The sequence below is a fragment of the Proteiniphilum sp. LBM24028 genome (assembly GCF_056629195.1).
The window spans coordinates 1,358,622-1,375,684 of sequence record NZ_CM152817.1 but is presented as its reverse complement, the minus strand read 5'-3'; the positions used below and the strand labels follow the sequence as shown (position 1 = coordinate 1,375,684).

10 protein-coding genes are annotated in these 17,063 nt (G+C 46.9%); 7 read left to right on the top strand and 3 right to left on the bottom strand.

The genetic code is table 11. The annotated features are described in order from the left end of the window. The first annotated feature begins 57 nt into the window (after nucleotides 1-57). From AC1HCU_RS05425 to AC1HCU_RS05410, 4 genes are all read left to right on the top strand, one after another. The gene (locus AC1HCU_RS05425) at nucleotides 58-1,134 is read left to right on the top strand and encodes an aldose epimerase family protein (RefSeq protein WP_480369978.1); all 1,077 of its coding nucleotides are present in this window, start codon (nucleotides 58-60) and stop codon (nucleotides 1,132-1,134) included. An 85-nt stretch (nucleotides 1,135-1,219) separates the two neighbouring features. Further along, nucleotides 1,220-2,515, top strand: a complete 1,296-nt coding sequence (locus tag AC1HCU_RS05420; RefSeq protein WP_480369976.1) for an MFS transporter — start codon at nucleotides 1,220-1,222, stop codon at nucleotides 2,513-2,515. 126 nt (nucleotides 2,516-2,641) lie between these two features. Beyond that, entirely contained in the window at nucleotides 2,642-3,790 is a 1,149-nt protein-coding gene (gene galK / locus AC1HCU_RS05415) for a galactokinase (RefSeq protein WP_480369973.1), read from the top strand. Nucleotides 3,791-3,912: 122 nt separating this feature from the next. Next, nucleotides 3,913-4,605 carry an NUDIX hydrolase gene (locus AC1HCU_RS05410; RefSeq protein WP_480369970.1) on the top strand — a complete coding sequence of 231 codons (693 nt, stop codon included), beginning with the start codon at nucleotides 3,913-3,915 and terminating at the stop codon, nucleotides 4,603-4,605. Nucleotides 4,606-4,654: 49 nt separating this feature from the next. Here AC1HCU_RS05410 and AC1HCU_RS05405 read toward each other — a convergent pair whose 3' ends face one another. The 3 genes from AC1HCU_RS05405 to AC1HCU_RS05395 form a co-directional block, all read right to left on the bottom strand. After that, complete coding sequence (locus AC1HCU_RS05405) at nucleotides 4,655-5,356, bottom strand: SIMPL domain-containing protein (RefSeq protein ID WP_480369967.1); 702 nt, start codon at nucleotides 5,354-5,356, stop codon at nucleotides 4,655-4,657. A gap of 63 nt (nucleotides 5,357-5,419) precedes the next feature. Next, a complete protein-coding gene (locus AC1HCU_RS05400) occupies nucleotides 5,420-6,865 on the bottom strand; it encodes a glycoside hydrolase family 130 protein (RefSeq protein WP_480369964.1) in 1,446 nt (481 codons plus the stop codon). Continuing rightward, nucleotides 6,862-9,090 (bottom strand): glycosyltransferase family 4 protein, encoded by a 2,229-nt coding sequence (locus AC1HCU_RS05395; RefSeq protein WP_480369962.1) that lies wholly within the window; start codon nucleotides 9,088-9,090, stop codon nucleotides 6,862-6,864. Before AC1HCU_RS05395 ends, AC1HCU_RS05400 begins: the two co-directional genes overlap by 4 nt. A 227-nt stretch (nucleotides 9,091-9,317) precedes the next feature. Here AC1HCU_RS05395 and carA point away from each other — a divergent pair, with 227 nt between their 5' ends. The 3 genes from carA to carB (AC1HCU_RS05380) all read left to right on the top strand — a co-directional run bounded on the left by carA (nucleotide 9,318) and on the right by carB (AC1HCU_RS05380) (nucleotide 17,042). Then, a complete protein-coding gene (gene carA / locus AC1HCU_RS05390; RefSeq protein ID WP_480369959.1) occupies nucleotides 9,318-10,421 on the top strand; it encodes a glutamine-hydrolyzing carbamoyl-phosphate synthase small subunit in 1,104 nt (367 codons plus the stop codon). 4 nt (nucleotides 10,422-10,425) lie between these two features. Further along, the gene (gene carB / locus AC1HCU_RS05385; RefSeq protein ID WP_480369957.1) at nucleotides 10,426-13,710 is read left to right on the top strand and encodes a carbamoyl-phosphate synthase (glutamine-hydrolyzing) large subunit; all 3,285 of its coding nucleotides are present in this window, start codon (nucleotides 10,426-10,428) and stop codon (nucleotides 13,708-13,710) included. 119 nt (nucleotides 13,711-13,829) lie between these two features. Beyond that, the gene (gene carB, locus AC1HCU_RS05380; protein WP_480369954.1) at nucleotides 13,830-17,042 is read left to right on the top strand and encodes a carbamoyl-phosphate synthase (glutamine-hydrolyzing) large subunit; all 3,213 of its coding nucleotides are present in this window, start codon (nucleotides 13,830-13,832) and stop codon (nucleotides 17,040-17,042) included. Nucleotides 17,043-17,063 lie beyond the last annotated feature (21 nt).

The window sequence follows — 17,063 nt, the reverse complement described above, 5'->3', positions numbered from 1 at the left end:
ATTTTATACAAGATCAATCTTCATCAATATCTTATTATTTAAAACCAAGAAAATTACATGAACGAAATGTATAGCAAGTCCGGTTTGCTGGTTGAAGCTTTTGAAAAAACGGTAGATGGCAAGCAAACCGGATTATACACACTGACAAACAATCTCGGATGTGAAGTTACCGTGACCAATTACGGAGCGAAGATAGTGTCGCTGATGGTGCCCGACAGAGAGGGCATTTTTACTGATGTGGTGCTGGGATATCCTTCGATAGATGAATACCTTACTTCCGTGGAACCCTATTACGGGGCAGTATGCGGCCGCACAGCAAACAGAATTGCCGGAGGCCGTTTTTCTTTGGAAGGAAAAGAATACAGACTGGCCGTGAACAACGGCCCGAACTCGCTTCACGGGGGAATAAAAGGTTACAACGCTGTAGTGTGGGATGTGAAAAATGTTACCTGCAACAGTATTGAGCTTTTTTACCTGTCGCCCGACGGCGAGGAAGGTTTTCCTGGCAATCTGTCGGTTACGGTTATTTATACGCTGACCGACGACAATTCCCTTGAGCTTTGTTACAGAGCCACCACCGATAAGACAACCATCCTGAATCTGACAAACCATTCCTTTTTTAATCTGTCGGGTGAAGGTGATCCCTATATCGGAGACCATCTGCTTGTGCTCAATGCCGATAACTATCTGCCTACCGATGCCACGGCCATTCCTTACGGAGATCCAGCACCGGTAAAAGATACCCCCATGGATTTTACAAAACCATTCGCTATTGGCGACCGAATTAATGATGATTTTCAGCAGCTGCGCTTCGGTAAAGGATATGACCACACATACGTGTTAAATAAACCTGCCGGCAGCAATGAATACACCTATGCCGGTATCTGCGAATCACCCAAAACGGGTATCAAGATGGAGATATATACCACTGAGCCGGGTGTGCAGCTATATACCGGTAACTGGATGACCGGTAGTTTCACAGCCAAAAATGGGCACCGTTATCCCGAAAGAGCTGCTGTTTGTTTCGAGACACAACATTTTCCCGACAGCATCAATAAACCTGCATATCCTTCGGTCATTCTGCGACCGGAAGAACTGTTTGAATCTAGAACGACTTTCAGGTTCTCAGTGTAATTTAGGTGAATGCTGAAGAAAAGGATTGTTTTGGTAAAAAATTGTGAACTTTTTATATAAATATAAATTTTAATTGCATTAAATTATGAACCCAGCTACACAAAAGAAAAATTATGCATTGCCCATTGCGGTGATGTTTATGTTGTTTTTTATGATATCTTTCGTTACAGGATTGCAAAACCCGATGGGAGTTATTGTAAAAAACCAATTTGGTGCGAGCAACGCCATGTCCCAGTTAGGTAACCTTGCCAACTTTATTGCTTATGCCTTCATGGGAATTCCTGCAGGGATTATCCTGGAAAGAAAAGGATATAAATTTACCTCACTTATGGCTGTGGCTATTGGATTCATCGGGGTAGCCATCACCTTCCTTTCAGGGACAGTTGCCAGCTTCGGCGTATATTTAACAGGTGCTTTCATCTCGGGTTTCTCCATGTGTATGCTGAATACAGTGGTTAACCCCATGTTGAACACCCTGGGCGGTGGCGGAAACAAAGGAAATCAGCTAATTCAGTTTGGTGGTGCCATCAACTCCATTGGTGCGACCATTGTACCCATTCTTGTGGGTTATTTGATGGGTGATGTTGCCCGGGCTGCCATCAGTGATGCAAACCCGGCCCTGTTCCTGGCAATGGGTATCTTCGCCTTTGCCTTCATCGTGATCCTGGTGGTGAAAATACCGGAACCACGCCTCGAAATTACCCGGAATAAGAAAAATACAGTGAATGTAAAAGACAAACACAGTGCGCTCTCATTTCGTCATTTTGTACTCGGTATTGTGGCTATTTTCATCTATGTGGGTGTGGAAGTAGGGATACCCAATATTGCGAATCTTTATATGACTACTGATGCTGCGGGGGGTGGTTTGAATATCGCTGCCGGTGTAGCTGGATCGGTTGTAGGACTTTACTGGCTTCTTATGCTTGCCGGACGGCTTGTGGGTGCTTCCATTGGTGCCAAGGTATCAAGCAAGACCATGCTTACCGCCACCTCTTCAATAGGTATATTATTGATTTTGTTGGCTATCTTTATTCCTTCCGGCCCTTCCATCGGCCTGTTTGGTGCAGTAGTACCTATTAAGGTGTTCTTCCTCGTACTGGGTGGTTTATGTACTTCAATCATGTGGGGTAGTATTTTCAATCTGGCAGTTGAAGGACTGGGTAAATATACTGAAATGGCATCAGGTATATTTATGGTGATGGTATGCGGTGGCGGTATTCTTCCTTATTTGCAAGGATTGATTGCCGACAATGCAGGCTTCCTGAACAGCTACTGGCTGGTGATCGCCGGTTTGGTTTATCTGTTTTATTATGCTGTTGTAGGTTCCAAAAATGTAAACACCAACATTGTAGTAACGGATGAAGATACAGTAAAAGAATAAACTTATTTGAATAGTAACATTTAAGTCTGTCTGAATTGTTAAGTGTAGGAAATAAACCCAGTATGAAAAAGAACGGACTATTTCCGGCATTGAGCCTGAAAGGCAGGCTTTTTTATAGCTTATAACATGACTACAGAAAGAATAACTGAAATTTTTCAAAAAATTTACGGGAGTCACACACCCGATATTTACACCTCCCCGGGGCGTATAAACCTCATCGGGGAGCACACCGACTATAATGGCAGCTTTGTATTTCCCGGTGCGATCGACAAGGGAATGACAGCGGCGATCCGATTCAATGGGACCGGCAAAGTGAGGGCCTACGCGATTGATCTGGATGAAAGCTCCGAGTTCGGACTTAATGAAGAAGACCTTCCGAAAGAAGGGTGGGCCAAATATATATTCGGTGTTTGCCGAGAAATCATCAAAAGAGGCGGTACCGTGAAAGGATTCGATACTGTCTTTACGGGCGATGTGCCACTGGGGGCGGGAATGTCTTCTTCAGCGGCGCTCGAAAGCACTTTCGCATACGCACTAAACGACATGCTGAATCAGGGCATAGACAAGTTCGAACTGGCCCGTATCGGACAGAGTACAGAGCACAACTATGTGGGTGTAAAATGCGGTATCATGGATCAGTTTGCATCCATATTTGGTAAAAAGGGCCATCTGATTCGTCTTGACACCAAGTCGATGGAATATGCCTATTTCCCATTCGATCCCAAAGGGTACAAGCTGGTGTTACTTGATACGGTGGTGAAGCATGAACTGGCTTCCTCGGCCTACAATAAACGTCGCGAATCATGTGAACATGCTGCACGTACCATAGCCAAGCGTCATCCCGAAGTGAAATTCCTGCGTGATGCCACGTTGGGGATGCTCGATGAAGTGAGGGGCGAGATATCCGAAGAGGATTACATGCGCGCGAAATACGTCATTGAGGAAACTCAACGGGTAAGAGACGTGAGTGATGCTTTGGAACGTGGAGATTACGAAACGGTGGGAGAGAAGATGTATGAAACACACCACGGCATGAGTAAACTCTACGAAGTGAGTTGCGAAGAACTGGACTTCCTCAACGATGTGGCCCGTGCCCACGGTGTAACCGGTTCTCGCGTGATGGGAGGAGGCTTTGGCGGGTGTACCATCAATCTGGTGAAGGATGCGCTTTACGACTCTTTTATCCAGGATGCCAAGGCTCAGTTCAGCGCCAAATACGGCCATGAACCAAAAGTGTACGACGTGGTCATTAGCGACGGAGCACGCAAACTCTGATACTACTGTCACATGACAACAGGTTGGAAGCAGGACATCGTATGATGCTTGCTTCCTTCTTTCCCTCTCTCTCTTCTTTTACCATTAAATAGCATATCTTTATTTTAATACCTTCTATAGCCATGTCTGCCAGTTATTATCAAAATAATGTTCATTTTTTAATCGCGGTAGATTGTATCATTTTCGGATTTCGTGAAAAAGAACTGCACGTGTTGCTTACACGTCGTCCGGTGGAACCGAAGAAAAATGAATGGTCCCTTATGGGAGGGTTTATGGAAGAAAATGAAAGCCTCGATCAGGCTGCTGAGAAAGTGCTTTATCGCTACACACAACAGAAAGGTATTTACATGGAGCAGGTAGGTGCCTACGGTGAGATAAACCGGGATAGCGGCGGCAGAGTTGTTTCTGTGGCCTTTTATGCATTGGTGCAGATGGAAAAGTTCAATACCTCGCCTGCCCAAAATTTTGATGCCCGCTGGATCAATATCAATGAGTTACCCGAATTGGTTTTCGACCACAACCGGATGGTAAGTGATGCACTCATGCTGTTACAATATAAAGTATCAAAGGAGCCGCTGATTTTTAAATTTTTCGATGGAAAGTTTACACTCCCCTCGCTGCAGGACCTTTATGAGACAATATACCAGATGCCACTCGACAAGCGAAATTTCAGAAAAAAGCTGGCCTCAATGAATATCCTTGACAGGCTTGAAATGAAAGACAAGGAGAACTCCAAACGGGGAGCTTTTTTCTATTCGTTCAATCCGGGGAAGTATGAGTTATTTATGAAGACGGGCAAGCGCTTCTCTCTTTGAGAGGGAAACTTGGCATGCTGTCCGTCTTCTCTTCGCGATAGCGGTCCGTTTAGTTTTTGAGGTAATAATTCACCGTGGTCACTACCCGTACGTTTTTAATGTATGGGGTGTTTGCATCCCTGTCGGTAATGGTAAACTGTCCCTGCGACGCATTGCGTATTTTACCCAGTTTACTACCCGAGTCCATGGCAAATTTTTCAGCCGCCTCCCTGGCATTCCTGGTTGCATCTTCAATCATTCCCGGCTTGATATTGTTTAAACCGGTGAATTCATAGAGCGTATTGTAACGATAGTCGCCCCCTGTAATGGCTACTCCCTGTTTCAGCAATTCTGTCTGTTCCGAAATAAGTTTACGTATTTTGTCCACTTCGGAGGAGGTAACGGTAATGACAGAGGTGGCATTGTAGCGGTATTGAATGGCCTGATTCACGTATCGTTCTGCCTCCATATCAATGATCTCGGGAGGTGCTACACTAATTTCCTCACGGGTGATACCATTTGATTGTAAAAAATCGATGATGGTTCTGTTTTTACTCTGAATGTTGGTGTAAAGCGTAGTCAAATCATTTCCGATATCTTTATACATCAGTGGCCAGATTACCTTATCGGCAGGCACCTCCATCTCGGCAAGTCCCTTTACGGTTACCAGGCGATCACGATCTGTGAAATTGTTGAAGGCAGCGCTCAGTATGATACCTGTCACTACCAAGCTTGCGGCTATGATAGCCGCTTCAATAATACGGTTTTTCATATTTAATCATCCTTTCTTAATTGTTTGTCCCGCCAAAGTTAAAAACTTTTGCGTTATTTCCATTCATCCATGTTTCATTTCATGCAACAGATCATCTAACCTGATCGTGGCGAAGGTGGTGACTACATCGCCAATGGCGTAAGGTAATACCAGTGTGCGATTTACTACCATGGCCCCGCAAGTGTAAATTACGTTGGGTACATAACCGGATCTCTCCTCTTTTGATGGAGTGAGCAAAGGTTTTTTCAAACGTCCTATTACCTGCAGGGGATTCTCCTTGTCGAGCAAGACAACACCCAGGGAGTAGGTACGTACTGGTCCCACACCATGTGTTATCACCAGCCATCCCTCATCAATCTCAATTGGGGAACCGCAGTTTCCTATCTGGATCAATTCCCAGTCATAGGTGGGTTTTAACAGTGGTTGGTATTCATGCCAGAAATAGAGGTTGTCTGATTTCATAATATAAAGCGATTCATTGTCCTGGCGCCCGAGCATCATGTAGTTCCCGTTGATTTTACGCGGAAAAAGTGCCATACCCTTGTTACTGGCACCGGGACCATTCAGTGTGGATATCTTGAAGGATTTAAAATCGGACGTCTCAAGGAACTCGGGCATGATGGTCTTCCCATTGTAGGCAGTGAAGGTAGCATAGTAAACTACATGCTGGTCGTCATGTACAAACCGCACAAAACGGGCATCTTCCAATCCGTTGCTCTGTGATGGAGAAGCGGGGTAGATAGCCCGTTCGGTAAGATCATTGGTCGTGAAATCAAGTGAAAAGTTTGAGAGGGCCAGTGAACGAATATTGTTCATGGATACCTCCAGCTCTTCGGTGCTCACGGTGGTGTTTTCCTTGAAAGTACGGTTTATTGCTTTGGTAAGTTCCTCGTAGGAGAACTCATCGGGCATATTATCAAATAATTTCCTGTTGAGATTTGTGAGGATGCCCAGCTCATGGGATTTTTTTATCATCAGCTCCTTTTCATAATGATGTTCAAACCGCTCCGGTTCATACACTATAGGAGAGTTCTCCGCTACCGATATATTGAGGTCTGCATCAATCTCTCCCTCCATGAAGGTAATGGAGGATATATGCCCTTCACCCACAGCCCGCAGGCTGATGATAAAACGGAGAACGCCTTCCTTATCCTGTACGGGATGGGGGACGATAGAAGGATTGAACAGAGCCGTGGATTCAAGCGCATACTGCTGAGTAAAGAAAGCGCCAATGAATCGTTTGTCATCCTTGGAGAGCTCTATGTTGGAAGGAATCCGGTGTTCAATGTGACTGAAATGTCGGAGGAAAATACGCTGGATTACTTCCGATGATACCTCAATCCGTTCACATGCGTTCTGAAGAATTTGCTTTCTCTCCTTTTTGGGGATGGCAAAAGCCCGGAACAGAATATGCTCTACCTGATATTTGCTTGCCGGGACAAAGGGGCGTACCAGCGTACGTCTTGAGGAGGGCGTAATATGGATGGAATGTCTTCGCATTTCTATCATGAGGGTGTATTGTTTTTATTTCGTAAATAAAATGAAACGCTTAAAAAAGAGAGGAGCCACGAGATTGTTGATTCCGCGCCCTGGTTCAGGTTTACCCCATCTTTGTGAAGACCGTCACGGCAGCCGCCCGTGGAGAAGTCGTACAGGGGACGCGCACAGTCGTTATCGCCCGTAAACCAATAGAAGGCTTTCAACGCATAATCGGCATATGAACCATCTTTTATAAATTTTTCGGCTTGCAGGCAGGCATCAATCATTCCGTTGGCCTCCAATGGCTGTTGATCGAACTGTGTCTTTCCTTGCGGGGTGAACCACCCCATGTTTCCCACAGGGGAGAAGATTCCATGATGGAACTGATGGGTAATAAGCCAGTTCAAAATCTTCAATCCCCGCTGAGTCCAGGTATCGTTGTTTAAAAACATGCCTGCCTGGATCATTGCCTGGGGAATGCGACTGTTGGCATAACTTACTTTTTCATCAAACCATTGCCACTCACCGGCGATGTGTTCAAAACGAGCATGGAGTTTTCCGGCACAATACTTCACCTTTTCAACTACCTCCGATGTCCCGTGTGTTTTGGCATAATAAACCAATCCTATAACAGCATAGGCCAGTGCACGGGGATGGGTGAGATTGTCCAGCGAGGGAAGCATCTTCTCAAACAGGTGATTGGCGTGATGCTGAAAATTGGCTACGTGGCTGTTGGAGACTGTATATCCCAAAGCCCAGGCTGCTCTGCCTGTTGTATCTTCCGATCCCTCCTCATCGAGCCAGTCTCTTTGATAGTTCATGAAGTTTCTGAATTTTCCGTTTGCAGGATTATATGCATGATCAATAAAGGAGAGATAGATACCGGAGAGCCGGTTCACCTCGTCCATATCCTGCACCTCATTTTCCAGTATCACAGAAAGTAACAGCGCACGGGTATTGTCGTCGGTACAGTAACCATGGTTACGGTCAGGAACATTGTATTTGGCATGTTGCAGGATACCGGTATAATCGGTCAGTCCCCTGAGGTGGTCCAGCCTGAGAGGAGGGAGTATGAAATTGGGCTCGATCACCTCTGCCACACTGGTTAGACTCTCTGCCCCCTCTTCTTCGATAAGGGAATCGACCCGCTCATAATATTGCCTGCTGATGAGTGGCCAGTAACATGTCCTGGCCAGTTCAAAAGCATTTTGGGAGATGGTGCGACATTTCTCCTCATCATCAAGTAAATTATTGATCAGATCGCTCAGTTGTGATGAGTTCATGAAATCGAATAACAAACCGCGATCATCGGCAAGCATTTCCTGTGCATACCAGAAAGGAGTGGAGATAATTGGTTTTGTTGCACCCATGGTATAGATCAGTGTTCCGGAGGATATCTGTTTTTCTCCCAGATAAGGAATCACATAAATGTCGCACAGTGCCAGAAAACTGAAAAGTTCCTCATTGGAGACAAAACGATTGATGAAAATGACATTTTTTTCCAGCTTCAGCTTACTTACCAGCCTGATGAGGTTGAGCCGGTAATCTTCACCCTCCTGTTTCATTACGTGAGGATGTGTTGCCCCCAACACAATATACACCGTGTCGGGATGCTTTTTTACTACTTCAGGCAACGCATTGATAACTACTTCGATGGATTTGTTCCGGGAGAGAAGGCCAAAAGTGAGCAAAACCTTTTTGTTTTCCACACCCAGTTTTTTTCTGAGTCCCGAGATGTTTATGGGTGCAATCTGATGAACACCATGATGAATGTGGATGCATTTGTCGTTTGGCAAGCCATACACATCGCAGAGCAGTTCAATACCCTTTTTGGAAATGGAGACAAGCTTGCGGGAGAAACGTGCAATTTCGGTCACCACCTTATGCTGGTTTTTGGTCGGATTGTCAATTACAGTGTGGAATGTGGTAAGAACGGGTATGCGCAAACGCATTAAGAGTTGAATGATGTGTATGCCGTCATCACCCCCGAAAATGCCAAACTCATGCTGCAAAATCACTGCATCAAACGCATTGGTATTTAGAAATTGAGCTGCATGGATGTAGGAGGACAACACATTTTGTTCAATTTCAAAAACTACGTCGTCAGAATAATCGTACCGGTTCAGGCCGTCATTCATAGCCACCACGGCGGTTGACACGCCAATTTCTTTAAAACCGTCATTCAGATCCTTAGTGAACGTGGCAATACCGCATTGACGGGGAGGATAATTTCCGATAATAGCAATTTTACTCATATATAGTGATAGAATTTTATATTTCGTAGCGCATAGATATTTAGTATACTCTTTTTAAACAGATTAAACCAATTTAGTTTCGTTAAAAATATAAAAATAATTGATAATAATCCTTTTATCATTATATCACTGATTTTTGTGTGATGAGCGTGTCGGTTTTCATATTTTTTTCTATCTTTGTGTCCTAATATCATACGATATCAATTCATCAATACAACAATGGCCCTATGCACAGATACAAACCGGTGCGGTTGATCCTTGAAAACGGGACGGTTTTTCACGGACAGTCGTTTGGAGCCGAAAAGGCAGCATCGGGGGAGGTAGTTTTTAGCACAGCAATGGTCGGTTATCCCGAAAGTCTGACAGACCCCTCCTACGAAGGACAGATTCTAACACTCACATATCCCATCATCGGAAATTACGGAGTTCCCGCAGAAAGCGAAACAGACGGAATTTCCGATTTTTTTGAGTCCGGACGAATTCATATCTCGGGGTTAATCGTGCAGGATTATTGCGATGATTATTCGCACTGGAATGCACAACAAAGCCTGGGCGACTGGTTGAGGCAACACAACGTTCCGGGCGTTTCCGGCATCGATACCCGCCTGCTCACAAAGGTGTTGCGGGAAAAAGGATCGATGTTGGGTAAGATTGTGTTTGAAGAAGAGGATGAAATTGATTTTTATGACCCGGAAAGCGAAAACCTGGTGACGAAAGTGAGTTGTAAAGAACCTGTGGAATACCGCTACGGGGAGAAGAAGGTGGTGATGATCGATTGCGGAGCAAAATTGCAAATCGTGCGTGAACTGATTAAACAGCGGATACATCTGATCAGGGTACCTTGGGATTATGATTTCACCGGAATGGATTACGACGGACTCTTTATCTCCAACGGACCGGGCAACCCCGATTACTGCGCAATCACTGTGGAGCATATCCGCAAGGCGATGCAACAGGATAAACCGGTTTTTGGTATTTGCATGGGAAACCAACTTCTGGCCAAGGCTGCCGGAGCCAACACCTACAAGCTGAAATATGGTCATCGCAGCCACAATCAGCCCGTGCGCAGGGTGGGCGACAATGCCTGTTTCATTACTTCACAAAATCATGGCTACGCCGTGAATGAATCGCTTCTGGGTGATGAATGGGAACCCTGGTTTATCAATATGAACGATGGCACGAACGAGGGTATCAGACACAAAACGAAACCTTTCTTTTCGGTGCAGTTTCACCCCGAGGCGACCGGTGGACCCACCGACACGCGGTTCTTCTTCGAGGAGTTTGTGAAGCTGGTGACAGCAAGACAGGATTCAGGAATCTTAACTGAGTAATAATATGACAGATCAGATACTGGCACCAAAAAAAGAAAATATCCACAGCGCGAGGGAGATCCATAAAGTTCTTGTATTGGGATCGGGTGCACTCAAGATAGGAGAAGCGGGTGAATTCGACTACTCCGGTTCACAGGCATTGAAAGCGCTTCGCGAAGAGGGGGCGGAGACCATTCTGATCAACCCGAATATAGCTACGGTACAGACCTCGGAGGATGTGGCCGATAAAATATACTTTTTGCCTGTTACGCCCTACTTTGTGGAGAAAGTGATAGCACGCGAACGCCCCGATGGCATCATGCTTGCCTTTGGAGGACAAACGGCACTCAATTGCGGAGTAGCTCTTTATCAATCGGGTGTGTTTGAAAGGTACAACCTGCAGGTATTGGGCACGCCCGTACAGGCGATCATGGATACTGAAGACAGGGATCTGTTCGTGAAGAAGCTCGATCAGATTGGTATGAAGACCATCCAAAGTTTCGCTGTCTCCACTATGGACGATGCGTTGCAGGCTGCCGACCGGTTGGGTTACCCCATCATTGTACGGGCTGCCTATGCATTGGGAGGGCTCGGATCGGGTTTCTGTAACGATGAGGCGGAACTGGCAGTACTTGCCGGGAAGGCATTCAACTATTCCGGCCAGCTGTTGATAGAAAAGTCGCTGAAAGGGTGGAAGGAGATTGAATATGAGGTGGTACGCGACCGGTACGACAACTGTATCACGGTCTGTAATATGGAAAACTTCGATCCGCTGGGCATCCACACCGGTGAGAGCATTGTGGTTGCCCCCTCGCAAACGCTAACCAACTCAGAATATCACAAACTGAGGGAGTTAGCTATTCAGATTGTCCGCCACATCGGCATCGTGGGTGAGTGCAATGTACAATATGCCTTCGACCCGGAGTCGGAAGATTATCGCGTAATTGAGGTGAATGCCCGCCTGAGTCGCTCTTCGGCACTGGCGTCGAAAGCTACCGGTTATCCCCTGGCATTTGTTGCTGCGAAACTGGGATTGGGATATGGACTCTTCGACCTGAAAAACACGGTCACGAAATCGACCAGTGCTTTTTTTGAGCCGGCACTGGACTATATCGTGGTAAAAATTCCACGCTGGGATCTGGGTAAGTTCAGCGGTGTCTCCAAAGAAATAGGCTCCAGCATGAAGTCGGTCGGCGAAATAATGGCCATCGGACGCACCTTCGAAGAGGCCATACAGAAAGGACTTCGCATGATAGGACTAGGCATGCATGGCTTCGTAGAGAACAAGGAGCTCATCATCGAAGACATTGAAAAGGCATTGCGGGAGCCGACAGATCAGCGCATCTTTGTGATCAGCAAGGCTTTTCGAAAAGGATATACGGTCGATCAGATTCACGAGCTGACAAAAATAGACCGCTGGTTTCTTCATAAACTACACCACATCGTGCTGACTGCCGAATCGCTGGAAAGATGGACACCCGCTGCGGTGGATTTGGAAAATGAAAAAAACGACGATTTTGACGGGATACTAAAAAGTGCCAAGCAACAGGGCTTTTCGGACTTTCAGATTGCCAGGGCAATATGGAAAGAGCAGGCCGATGATGTAGCAGCAACACTCATCCGTAAATACAGAAAGAACAAGGGTTTCCTGCCGGTAGTGAAACAGATCGACACGCTGGCTGCTGAATATCCGGCGCAGACAAACTACCTCTATCTCACATACAACGGATCGGAAAACGATGTACACTATCTGGGTGACCATCGTTCGGTGATCGTGCTGGGATCAGGTGCCTATCGCATTGGATCATCGGTGGAGTTCGACTGGTGTTCAGTGAATGCCCTCAATACGGTCCGCAAGGAAGGCTATAGATCTGTGATGATCAATTACAACCCGGAGACGGTGTCGACGGACTATGATATGTGCGACCGTCTTTATTTTGATGAACTCACCTATGAGCGGGTGATGGATATCTTTGAACTGGAGAACCCGCATGGCGTCATTGTCTCGGTGGGGGGACAGATACCCAACAACCTGGCTGTGAGGTTGGATAACTCCGGGGTGAATATTCTGGGGACATCGGCCGGAAGCATTGACAACGCGGAGGACCGGCATAAGTTTTCCTCCATGCTTGACAGGCTGGGAATCGATCAGCCACGCTGGAAGGAGTTGACCACACTCGGCGACATCCACCGATTTGTGGACGAAGTGGGCTTTCCTCTGTTGGTCAGGCCCTCCTACGTCTTGTCGGGTGCCGCAATGAATGTATGTTCCAATAGAAGCGAGCTGGAGCGTTTTCTCACACTCGCTACCGAGGTGTCGAGCAAATACCCGGTGGTAGTATCAGAATTTATTGAAGAATCAAAGGAGATTGAGATGGATGCCGTCGCACAAAACGGAGAGCTGGTAGTCTATGCCATCTCGGAACATGTGGAGTTTGCAGGGGTCCATTCGGGTGATGCCACCATCCTGTTTCCGGCACAGAAAATTTACGTGCAGACTGCCCGAAGAATAAAACAGATTACGCGACAGATTGCCAGGGCATTGCACATCACAGGTCCCTTCAATATTCAGTTTCTGGCAAAAGATAACGATATCAAGGTGATAGAATGCAACCTGAGGGCGTCACGGTCGTTTCCGTTTGTCTCCAAGGTGTTGAAAATTAATTTTATAGAACTCGCAACGAAAGTGATGCTTGATATTTCAGCGGAGAAACCCGGGAAGTCGGCATTCGAACTCGACTATGTGGGTATCAAGGCGCCGCAGTTCTCTTTCACGCGTCTGCAGAAGGCTGATCCGGTGCTGGGTGTGGATATGGCATCGACCGGCGAAGTGGGGGCAATTGGCAATCATTTCGATGATGCCCTGCTTACATCGATGCTCGCGGTGGGGTATCGTGTTCCGGAAAAAAACATCATGATCTCTTCCGGTGGAACGAAATCGAAGGTGGCTCTGCTCGATGCGTGCCGACTTTTGTATAAAAACGGATATGTATTGTATGCTACCGGCGGGACGCAAAAGTTTTTGAAGGAAAATGGAGTGGACAGCACCCTCGTGGCTTGGCCGGACGATGAAAATGTAACACTAAAAGTAAACGATATGATCGCCGAAAGAAAGTTCGATCTGATTATCAATATTCCCAAAAACCTTACGGAACGGGAGCTGACAAACGGCTACCGCATTCGCCGTGGGGCCATCGATTACAATATTCCACTTATTACCAACGCCCGGCTGGCAAGTGCTTTCATTAAAGCTTTCTGTAGGATCACACGCGATGAGATAGAAATTAAACATTGGGGGGAATATAATTAATGAGTGGTCGGAAGATTGCGGTCAGATTTCAGCTTTCAATGATCAGTGGTCAGTCAGGAAGATAGCGGATAAGAAATAATCATCACATCAACGAATATTATCACATCAACAAATAAATAATGGATCAATCAATCAAAAAAGTTATTTTACTGGGTTCCGGTGCCCTGAAGATCGGACAGGCGGGAGAGTTTGATTATTCCGGTTCTCAAGCATTGAAAGCAATGCGGGAAGAGGGAATAGAAACGGTACTCATCAATCCGAATATTGCTACTATTCAAACATCGGAGGGAGTGGCCGACAAGGTTTATTTTCTGCCCATCACACCCTACTTTGTGGAGAAGGTGATTCAGAAAGAAAAGCCCGACGGTATCCTGCTCGCTTTCGGCGGGCAGACTGCACTTAACTGTGGTACCGAACTCTACCAAAGTGGTACGCTGGAGAAGTATGGTGTTAGAGTACTGGGTACTTCGGTGGAGGCCATCATGATCACTGAAGACCGGGATCTGTTCGTGAAAAAACTGAATGAGATTGATGCCAGAACACCACTCTCTCACGCTGTAGAATCGCTGGAAGATGCATTGACTGCCGCCCGCGAGATAGGTTTTCCAATTATGGTTCGTTCCGCCTATGCACTTGGGGGGCAAGGTTCAGGTATTTGTGAAAATGAAACTGAGTTTATAGATCTCTGCAAAAGTGCCCTTTCCTTTTCGAGCCAGATACTGGTGGAGGAGAGCCTGAAGGGGTGGAAAGAAATTGAGTTTGAGGTGATACGCGATGGTAACGATCACTGTTTCACAGTGGTGCCCATGGAAAATTTCGATCCGCTGGGCATCCATACGGGAGAAAGTATTGTGGTAGCACCCATTATTACACTTACCCGGCAACAGATAGCCCTTTTAGAGGATATCGCCCAAAGAGTAGTACGGCATATTGGCATTGTGGGCGAATGCAATATTCAGTATGCCTTTAATGCGGTCACCAACGACTACCGCATCATCGAGATCAATGCCCGCCTGAGCCGCTCTTCGGCATTAGCTTCAAAAGCATCCGGTTATCCCCTGGCCTTTGTGGCCACCAAGCTGGCACTGGGCTATACTCTCGACCAGATTGGTGAAAAGGATACGCCCAACTCGGCCTACAAAGCACCCGCGGTGGACTACATGATCGTGAAGATACCGCGGTGGGACCTTAATAAGTTTTATGGCGTGAGTCATGAAATTGGCTCCTCCATGAAGTCGGTGGGTGAGATCATGTCCATCGGACAGTCGTTCGAAGAGATAATCCAGAAAGGGCTGCGCATGATCGGGCAGGGGATGCACGGCTTCGTCGGGAACAGGGAGATTACCTTCGAGAATGTGGAAGAGTCATTGGCCAAGCCGACAGATCTGCGCATCTTCGCCATTGCCGATGCTTTCGAAAAAGGATATAGCGTGGCACGGATCGAGGAACTCACAAAAATTGACCCTTGGTTTCTGGAAAAACTGGAAAATATATACAATTATTCAAAGGTACTTGCGGCGTATAATAAAATAGAAGAGCTGCCGGAAGAAGTACTTAAAGAAGCCAAGAGGCTGGGCTTTTCCGATTTTCAAATCGCCCGTTTTGTGGAGGAACCGTCTGGAACCGTAGAAAACGAGTTGATCAGGGTACGGGAACGCCGTAAACAGGTGGGTATCACTCCGGTGGTCCGCCGCATAAACACCGTGGCTTCGGATCATCCCGACAAGACAAACTATCTCTATTTCACCTATGGATCGGAGAAAGCGTACATACCGCACAAGGATGAGAAGGAGGCTGTGGTGGTACTCGGGTCGGGTGCTTACCGTATAGGCTCGTCGGTAGAGTTCGACTGGTGTTCGGTAAACGCAGTGCAGACCGTGCGGGAATTGGGTTATGCCTCGGTGATGATCAACTACAACCCTGAGACGGTGTCGACCGATTATGATATGTGTGACCGGCTCTATTTCGATGAACTTACCTTCGAACGGGTGATGGATGTTATCGACATTGAAGAGCCGAAGGGTGTCATTGTCTCTGTGGGAGGTCAGATACCCAATAACCTGGCAATGAAACTGCACCGGCAGCAGGTCCCCATCCTTGGAACCTCGCCCCTCTCCATCGACCGTGCCGAAAACAGACACAAGTTTTCGGCCATGCTCGACGAGCTGGATATTGATCAGCCCCGTTGGAAAGAGCTGACCAGCTTCGACGAGATCGATTCCTTTGTCGAGGAAGTAGGCTTTCCGGTGTTGATCCGTCCGTCCTATGTGCTCTCCGGTGCAGCCATGAATGTGTGTTACGACCGGGAGCAGATGCATGTTTTCCTGAAGATGGCCGCCAACGTATCCAAGGAGTATCCTGTGGTGGTATCTTCTTTCATGCAAAATGCCAAGGAGATAGAGTTTGATGCAGTGGCACGCGACGGGGAAGTAGTGGAGTATGCCATCTCGGAACATGTGGAATTTGCAGGGGTACACTCCGGTGATGCCACGCTGGTATTTCCTGCGCAGAAGATCTATTTTGAGACCATGCGCCGTGTGAAGAAAATATCGAAGCAGATAGCGCGCGAGCTCAATATCAGCGGCCCCTTCAACATCCAGTACCTGGCCAAGAATAACGACATCAAGGTGATTGAATGTAACCTGCGGGCTTCACGATCCTTTCCCTTTGTCTCGAAAGTGCTGAAGCATAATTTTATTGAGACAGCTACCCGAATCATGCTGAATGCTCCCTACACAAAGCCCGACAGCTCGGTGTTCGACCTCGACTATATCGGGGTGAAAGCATCGCAGTTCTCTTTCTCCCGACTACAGAATACCGATCCGGTACTGGGTGTGGATATGTCCTCTACCGGTGAAGTGGGCTGCATTGGAGAAGACTTTTCAGACGCTATTCTTAAGTCGATGCTTTCCGTGGGATACAAGATACCGAAAAAGGGCATCCTCATCTCTTCTGGAGAGATGAAGTCGAAGGTGGACCTGCTGGAAGCCTGCAAGTTGCTGGGAGAGAAAGGATATGATCTCTATGCCAGTCACGGAACCTGTAAGTTTCTGACAGACAATGGCATCAAAGCTGCCGATGTGAACTGGCCCGACGAGGATGGGGAGAATAACATCCGGCAGATGATTGCCGACAAGCAGTTTGACCTGATCATCAACATCCCGAAGGACGTGACACGCAGGGAACTGACCAACGGATACATCATCCGGCGGGGGGCAGTCGATTATAACATCCCGCTTATTACCAATGCCCGTTTGGCAAGTGCGTTTATTACCGCCTTCTGCAAAATGGAACTGGAGGATATCGAAATAAAGAGCTGGGGCGAGTATTGATTATTGAGGCAATGTGTCAAG

Bases quoted from the DNA above. Each gene is read 5' to 3' on its own strand.
- carB (WP_480369957.1), top strand. From the start codon at position 10,426: ATGACAGATCAGATACTGGCACCAAAAAAAGAAAATATCCACAGCGCG.
- AC1HCU_RS05400 (WP_480369964.1), bottom strand. From the start codon at position 6,865: ATGATAGAAATGCGAAGACATTCCATCCATATTACGCCCTCCTCAAGA.
- carA (WP_480369959.1), top strand. From the start codon at position 9,318: ATGCACAGATACAAACCGGTGCGGTTGATCCTTGAAAACGGGACGGTT.
- AC1HCU_RS05395 (WP_480369962.1), bottom strand. From the start codon at position 9,090: ATGAGTAAAATTGCTATTATCGGAAATTATCCTCCCCGTCAATGCGGT.
- galK (WP_480369973.1), top strand. From the start codon at position 2,642: ATGACTACAGAAAGAATAACTGAAATTTTTCAAAAAATTTACGGGAGT.
- AC1HCU_RS05410 (WP_480369970.1), top strand. From the start codon at position 3,913: ATGTCTGCCAGTTATTATCAAAATAATGTTCATTTTTTAATCGCGGTA.
- AC1HCU_RS05425 (WP_480369978.1), top strand. From the start codon at position 58: ATGAACGAAATGTATAGCAAGTCCGGTTTGCTGGTTGAAGCTTTTGAA.
- AC1HCU_RS05420 (WP_480369976.1), top strand. From the start codon at position 1,220: ATGAACCCAGCTACACAAAAGAAAAATTATGCATTGCCCATTGCGGTG.
- carB (WP_480369954.1), top strand. From the start codon at position 13,830: ATGGATCAATCAATCAAAAAAGTTATTTTACTGGGTTCCGGTGCCCTG.
- AC1HCU_RS05405 (WP_480369967.1), bottom strand. From the start codon at position 5,356: ATGAAAAACCGTATTATTGAAGCGGCTATCATAGCCGCAAGCTTGGTA.